Source organism: Paenibacillus xinjiangensis (assembly GCF_059686975.1).
On sequence record NZ_JCAALS010000017.1, the window covers coordinates 134,584 to 141,991 of the forward strand.

A 7,408-nucleotide genomic window follows, 5' to 3' on the forward strand; every position below is an offset into this window, starting at 1 on the left:
TTGTTAGAGCAATTGAAAGAAGAGGTATATCAAGCGAATCTGGATTTGCCGAAGCACGGACTTGTGAAATTCACTTGGGGCAATGCGAGCGCAGTCGATCGGGAAAGCGGCCTGTTCGTCATTAAACCGAGCGGAGTCAGCTATGAGAAGATGAAACCCAGTGACATGGTCGTTGTGGATCTCGACGGTAAGGTGGTAGAGGGAGAGATGAGACCTTCTTCCGATACTGCGACTCACGCTGTGTTGTACAAACATTATCCGCAAATCGGCGGCATCGTGCATACCCACTCGACATGGGCAACCATCTGGGCGCAAGCGGGACTCGATGTACCCGTCATGGGAACGACGCATGCGGACACCTTCTATGGCGCCGTGCCTTGCGCACGCTTCTTGAACCAAGAAGAAGTTGACCGGGGATACGAAGCGGAGACGGGCCACGTGATTATCGAGACGTTCGAGAAGCGCGGATTGGATGTCATGGCGATCCCGGCCGTCCTGCTCCAAGGACATGCACCTTTCACTTGGGGGAAAGACGTGAAGTCGGCTGTCGTGAACAGCGTCGTGCTGGAGGAAGTGTGCAAGATGAATCTGTACGCACGGCAATTGAACCATTTTGCCAAAGAGCTGCCTCAAGGCATTCTGGATAAGCACTACCTTCGGAAGCACGGGAAAGATGCCTACTACGGGCAGAAATAATAGCCATTACGCCATTATAAAATAGTGAAAAGAGGATGATTAAGATGACAACAACAGCAGCTAAACAGTTCTGGTTCGTCGTAGGTTCGCAGCATCTGTATGGGGAAGAAGCGCTCGCTGAGGTAAAAGCTCATGCGCAGACGATGACTGATGCCTTGAATAATAGCGGTGTGCTCCCTTACCCGCTTGTCTTGCAGGACCTGGCAGTAACCGCGGATAAAATTACAAGCATTATGAAAGAGGTCAACTATCGCGACGAAGTGGCGGGTGTCATTACCTGGATGCATACGTTCTCGCCTGCGAAAATGTGGATTCGCGGTACGAAATTGCTGCAGAAGCCTCTGCTTCACTTGGCAACCCAGTTCAATGAGAGCATTCCTTGGGCAACGATCGACATGGACTTCATGAACCTGAACCAGGCCGCTCACGGCGACCGCGAATACGGCTTCATCAATGCCCGTCTGAAGAAACAAAACAAAATCGTTGTAGGCTACTGGGAACGTTCGGAAGTGCAGCAGCAAATTGCGGATTGGATGGACGTAGCGGTTGCTTATAACGAAAGCTTCAACATCAAAGTGGCCCGTTTCGGCGACAACATGCGCAACGTTGGCGTAACGGAAGGCGACAAGGTCGAAGCCCAAATTCAATTCGGATGGACCGTGGACTACTACGGCATCGGCGACCTCGTGCAATACGTGAATGCCGTTACGGAGCAGGAAATCGATGACCTGATGGGCCAGTATGCGGAGCTCTACGAATTCGATTACGGCACGAACAGCAAAGAAGCCTGGGAAGCGAGTGTCAGAGTCCAAGCAAGCTATGAAATCGCCCTTAAACGTTTCTTCGACGAGAAAGGCTATAACGCCTTCACGACGAACTTCGAGGATCTGCATGGTATGAAACAGCTTCCTGGTCTTGCTGTCCAACGTCTGATGGCGCAGGGCTACGGCTTCGCCGGCGAGGGCGACTGGAAGACAGCCGCGCTGGATCGCTTGCTGAAGGTAATGAGCCGTAATCAAAACACGGGCTTTATGGAGGATTACACTTACGAAATGGCAGCCGGTCAGGAAGCCATCCTGCAATCCCATATGCTCGAGGTAGATCCATCCTTGGCAAGCAGCAAGCCGAAAGTTGTTGTTTCTCCTCTAGGAATCGGCGATCGCGAAGATCCAGCACGTCTGGTATTCGATGGCAAAGCCGGCGAAGGCGTAGTCGTATCCATGGCGGACTTCGGCACTCATTATAAATTGCTCATCAACGAGGTTTCCGCATTCGAGCCTACGGTTCCGGCTCCTAATCTTCCTGTCGCTCGCGTCCTATGGAGCGTGAAGCCGAACTTCCAGGATGGCGTGAAAGCTTGGATCGAGAATGGCGGCGGCCACCATACGGTCGTTTCCTTGAACCTGACGACAGACCAGATCGTAACCTATGCTAAGCTGGTTAACTTGGAATACGTCGTCATTAAGTAAGCTATAATGAAGGCACAAGAAGGCGGAATCGGGCAATCGCGGGGCCGCCTTCTTGTGCCAAATATACAAACCACTCCTTGTCATTGTATGGTCGCTTTTTTGTACAAACTAAAGAAGACATTACGAAACTAAGGAATTATATGGAATATTTTAATTTGATCTACTACTCCTTCTATCACCTCAATCCTCAAATAGTTATATTCTTGTTCACTTCTAATTTCATAGGCGCAGTTATCAGGGTCTGTTCTCCCGTCCTTCGCTATATTTATACCTGGATATTCATCTTTTAACTCCTTGACCGAACTCCCCACTTCAATCCCTTTTGAAGTTAGGTATCCTTTTTTCGTAGATATAATAGTCATAATCCAAAAATTCTTACCATTATTTTTAGGTGAGAACAATTCCATTTCAAGTCCTGCGTACTTTATTTTTTTTAAAAGCGAACCTGTAAATCCGTCACCTTTAAGTTCCTCAATATTTTCGGAAAGAGGCTTTCCCAGAATTTTTTCTAAGTCAATTTGATTATCCCAGTCGTGGAGTGAAATTGTGGTGTTATTTATCACTAATGAGAACTCATCGATTTCAGACTGACCGTTATTATTCTCAGTTGTCTCCGGTGATTCTGTCGAAATACTTGGAGGAGATTCAGTAACAGCAGAATTAATATTTTCTTCGTTACTAGAACAACTAGTCATTAGAGAAAGTATGATCGCCATAATTATTATTCCAACAAAACTCTTCATTATTCACATCCTTTTCTTCTGATATATTATTTTATTCCTTTTTCCTTTTTAACATTCACACTTTGAAGCCTCAATTAAAAATAGGCTAGCCATATTACATTTGGCTGGCCTATTTTCATTATAGCTTAAGTCTTGATCCCTAGGTGACTCACACAATTCTTCTATTAAAAAAAAATTAAGGCATTACAAAAGTTTTATATTTAATAGATGAGGTGAAACTAGCAGGTGCTTTTGGAGGATGATTGTAATATTGAGGCCATAAACCCCAGTTGTCCGATGTTGCTGACATATCAGCCCTTATCCCTGCCAAATAATAATATACAGTTTGTCCAGAAGTAGCTATACCACTAAAATTATACGTCCATCTACCATTCGAATTATACACGGTCATTTGTTTTGGTGTTGATGACCATGTACCGGTACTACCAATCTTATAGTAAACATTAATTGATGATAAGTTTTCCCATGCTCCATCATCCATTGTATATCCAGTAATATATATTGAACTCCCTACAACTGAGTCCCCTGCCAAATAATCTAGTGACTGTCCACCATTCCAAGTAGCGAGAGATGTATGTCTGTATAAGTTGTACAATTTATAGGTAATGGTACCAGATGAATTTGTTCTACCAAAGTGAAGATGAGGGGGATACGCTTTATGAGCGTCTATTGTACCAACTATTGTTGAACTCGATACTGAGCTACCAACACTCAAAGAACTACTAGGAACAATGTGTAAGAATCTAATGTAAATTCCATCCGGCGTACCGTCATTGTTTGTATCCAAATTAATAATGATATCACCTAATTGGCCAGTAATGACAGTTTGCTTAGAAACCACTTTTCCACTATAGATAGCATATACATTTCTACCAGATGCCATGCTAATATCAGTTCCAACATGTGGACTGGTACCTGATGTTCTTGGCTGATTTGTCTTACTGTTTACGTTAACAAACGCTTCATTACCACTGGCATCACGTGCGGGAGAATAAGAATTAACAATAGCACTTACTCCGTCAACTTCAGAAAATGATTGAGTAAAATCAAATGCAGCAAATGCTGATGACTGAAAAAGCAGGGTACCTATTATAATTAATAATACACTTGATAATTTAGATTTCATAATATGTCTCCTCCTTATTCCAGTTCACTGATATTAACTACATAAGAACTTTGCTCGATTGTTCCCTTTTTTATAACTACAACAAGAAGATTATCCGAATCTAACCATGAGAATCGATCAACAATATATCCATTCTCAGGGGAAATCTTCTTAAATGATGTACTATTATTTAAATCATCCAATACTAAAATATTTGTATCTAACGATTTGGGATCAGGATAGTTCTTTATTGCGATATGAGTACTAGTTGGATCAGCTAGCAACATATCTGCTCTTCCAATCCCATCACTTATTGAATGTGTTTTATTTGTTTTCAAATCAGTAATATTAATATTACCTATCTCTGGAGCAACAATAAATGGATAGACTACAAGTGTCTCAAGAGCAACATTATCCTCGATGAGCTTGTTCGAGCTTCCGTCAAGGTTTATCTCTATTAACTTTGTATTGTCTCGAATGAATACTTGATTATTTTCACCCCAACCAACGAATTCATATCCACCATCATATACAGCTTTTTCAGTATTGTTTTTTGAATCTTTAACCCATAATTGACCATTGCCTGAACCATTCTTGACTGCATTACGGTTACTAAAATAAATCAAATAATCACCATTTGGACTAAAGTAGGGTCTTTCACCCCAAATCAAAGATAGATCTTCGATTCTTTTCTCTTTTAAAGCTGTGTATTCAAAACCTTCGACTTGATCTGATAAGACTTTTGTTATCTTAGAATTCTTTATATCTATTTGATAAAGAGAGTCATTATAACTAATCAGATATTGATCGCTATTTGGTATGGGGCTCAATTGATAGCCCTCATCGTTATCAGGTATTATTATATTTTTGTTTGACTTAGTAACGTATTGAAATTTTAAATTTGCCTGTTTACCATCCAGATTAAACTCGATAGCTTTTTCATTTTTCTTATCATCTAATTCTAAGTTACCACTTTTAAATTGACCTGATTTAGTTTTGAATTCTTTTGTAGATTCACCTGAAACGGGATCGATCGAATCTGATATTTCCTTTTTTGTAATCTGATCCCGTTCTGAATAAACAACCCCATCCCATACCTTTAAAGATCCTGAAAACTTACTTGGATTTGCCCCGAAAGCAGCTCCTGCTACTCCCACAGCGAGCACCAATATCGCTCCTGACACAAGGATAACCTTTTTTTTCAATTTATACCCTCTCCTTTATTTTTTTAGATAATATACTATTTGTGTATATTATTTACAGTTCTATTTTATAATTTATTTCACCATTTTGAAACAAATATTTTACGCTAAATTCCCTTGTACATCGACAGAATAAGGGAGTTTTCGATATTAGGAAGCTTCCGAACCGCAACAACGGATCGTGGCAAAGAGTTTGCGTGTTATACAGCATTGAAATTGTACGAATATCATATTTGGGCCAACGAGCAGCTTTTCGCCCATCTGGAGCAGCTTCCGAAGGATGCGTACCATACGGAATTGACGAGCATATTTCCGTCCGTGTCGCAAACGTTAGCGCACATTTACTTATTCGATCAGCTCTATATGTCCGTGCTCTCGGAAGCTCCGAATGAGAATATTTTTTCGAAGATTCCGGGCTGGACAGAGGAAGCGAAGGGCAAATCAGTGGATGAAATGCGGCGGCTGTTCGCCGATGTCGCCGAACAGATCCTCGAGCTTCTGCGGCGTACGCCTGACCCGGACAAGGCGATGACGATCGTGCATCCCAAACACGGTCGTCTCGATACGCATTTCTCCGAGACCCTTCGGCATGTGGTCAACCATGGGACCTATCATCGGGGCAATGTGACTGTGATGCTGCGGCAGCAAGGGTATACCGCGGTCCCGACCGATTACATGTTTTATTTGTTGAAATTGCAGGAGAATCAGCGATAAACGAGGGATTGTTTTTAATGGGCAGATGATCTAAAACAAGCTAGCTCCTCGCTCGATCAAATAAGACTGAGTGGGGGGCCATTCTTATTCTGGGGATACTACATAATGGATAATGGACGGGCATCTCTCTTGAACGGGAGCTGTTTAAGGGCCGCAACCTGGGGTTGCGGAGGGATGTAACCAATGCGTTCTTTTCATTTGCATGCAGGAGAACTACTATTGTCTTATATATTGCAGGAAGGCTGTGCTGTTATGATCTTTGGTGAGAAGTTAAAAACGGAGAGAAGCAAAAAGGGCTGGACACAGGAAGAGCTGGTTGAGAAGCTGTATGTAAGCCGACAATCGGTGTCGAAATGGGAGAATGGTCAGAACTACCCGAGCATTGAAATTATTATTAAAATAAGTGATCTGTTTGGTGTAACCATCGATGAGCTATTAAGAAGCGACGAAGAGTTAACGAAGCAGGTGATCAAAGAAAGCAAGCAGCTGGCTCATCCGAAATTAAAGTTCCTATTTGATGTCTTATTTTTAGCAGGTGTTCTTCTACTGGTGACCAAGCTAGGCGTCCTCCTTCTCAATAAAGTTACCCCAATGGACGTTACATGGCTTGGTGGGACATTTCTTTGGAATTTTGGGCCGTTGATTCTAATGGTCGTTGCGGGAATCGGATCCGGCATCCTTAAGGAAAAATACAAACAAGACTGAAGGATTTTAAAGTAGATAGGAGAGGTAATAATGGGAAATACGGATAAGTTTGAAATGATAGCTAATGTATATGACACCTCTGAAAGAATTCAAATCGCAAAGGTATCATCTGATGCCATCCGTGAATATTTAGTTGACGCTAAGAGTAAGAAAGCTATTGATTTCGGGTGTGGAACGGGTCTTGTCGGAATGAACTTGCTGAACGAGTTTGATTCTATGCTTTTTATGGATACCTCACCGAACATGATTAATCAAATCCAGCAAAAAATTTCTGACTCTAACATTCAGAATGTCGATACATTATGCTTTGATTTTGAAAAGGAAGGTCTACAGGATTTGCACGCTGATTATATTTTTATGGCTCAGGTTCTCCTCCATATTCATGATGCTGAATTAGTTTTATCCAGATTATTCGATGTTCTAAATGAAGGAGGACATTTGCTAATCATGGATTTTGATAAAAATGAAAAAGTAGTATCCGATATCGTTCATAACGGATTTAATCAAGCGGAGCTGGCTGACATTATGACTAGAATAGGGTACAGGGATGTCCAATCCAAAACGGTTTACAATGGAAGTAAAATATTCATGGGACAAGATGCATCTATGTTTATTCTTGATTCTCAAAAATAAAACATTTACTAAAAGGCCACCCGTAAAGGACAATGTCATTAAGTTAAGGTGCTGAACCAAATAACTATGTAAAAGAGCAGGTTATCGAAAGATAGCCTGCTCTTTTTTTGCGTGAAAAAGATTAAAAGAACTTGACAAGCA

General features: G+C 41.8%; 8 protein-coding genes. 5 read left to right on the forward strand and 3 right to left on the reverse strand.

Annotated features, from left to right (window positions below; genetic code table 11):
* The gene (locus tag AC6ESP_RS17905) at window positions 1-696 is read left to right on the forward strand and encodes an L-ribulose-5-phosphate 4-epimerase (protein ID WP_114378231.1); all 696 of its coding nucleotides are present in this window, start codon (window positions 1-3) and stop codon (window positions 694-696) included.
* Window positions 697-740: 44 nt separating this feature from the next.
* Window positions 741-2,165, forward strand: coding sequence for an L-arabinose isomerase (gene araA / locus AC6ESP_RS17910; protein ID WP_497098092.1), 1,425 nt, complete (start codon window positions 741-743; stop codon window positions 2,163-2,165).
* A 128-nt stretch (window positions 2,166-2,293) separates the two neighbouring features.
* Here the strand turns inward: araA and AC6ESP_RS17915 are convergent, their stop codons facing one another.
* From AC6ESP_RS17915 to AC6ESP_RS17925, 3 genes are all read right to left on the reverse strand, one after another.
* Window positions 2,294-2,908: a hypothetical protein gene (locus tag AC6ESP_RS17915; RefSeq protein WP_497098093.1), complete on the reverse strand. Its 615-nt coding sequence runs from the start codon at window positions 2,906-2,908 to the stop codon at window positions 2,294-2,296.
* 175 nt (window positions 2,909-3,083) lie between these two features.
* On the reverse strand, window positions 3,084-4,034 hold the full coding sequence (locus AC6ESP_RS17920; RefSeq protein WP_497098094.1) for a peptidoglycan DD-metalloendopeptidase family protein: 951 nt from the start codon (window positions 4,032-4,034) through the stop codon (window positions 3,084-3,086).
* 14 nt (window positions 4,035-4,048) lie between these two features.
* On the reverse strand, window positions 4,049-5,218 hold the full coding sequence (locus AC6ESP_RS17925) for a hypothetical protein (RefSeq protein ID WP_497098095.1): 1,170 nt from the start codon (window positions 5,216-5,218) through the stop codon (window positions 4,049-4,051).
* Between the two features lie 207 nt (window positions 5,219-5,425).
* Between AC6ESP_RS17925 and AC6ESP_RS17930 the strand changes: the two genes are divergently transcribed.
* From AC6ESP_RS17930 to AC6ESP_RS17940, 3 genes are all read left to right on the forward strand, one after another.
* Entirely contained in the window at window positions 5,426-5,929 is a 504-nt protein-coding gene (locus AC6ESP_RS17930) for a DinB family protein (RefSeq protein WP_497098096.1), read from the forward strand.
* A gap of 252 nt (window positions 5,930-6,181) precedes the next feature.
* Window positions 6,182-6,634: a helix-turn-helix domain-containing protein gene (locus tag AC6ESP_RS17935; protein ID WP_497098106.1), complete on the forward strand. Its 453-nt coding sequence runs from the start codon at window positions 6,182-6,184 to the stop codon at window positions 6,632-6,634.
* 30 nt (window positions 6,635-6,664) lie between these two features.
* A complete protein-coding gene (locus AC6ESP_RS17940) occupies window positions 6,665-7,267 on the forward strand; it encodes a class I SAM-dependent methyltransferase (RefSeq protein ID WP_497098097.1) in 603 nt (200 codons plus the stop codon).
* Window positions 7,268-7,408: the final 141 nt, after the last annotated feature.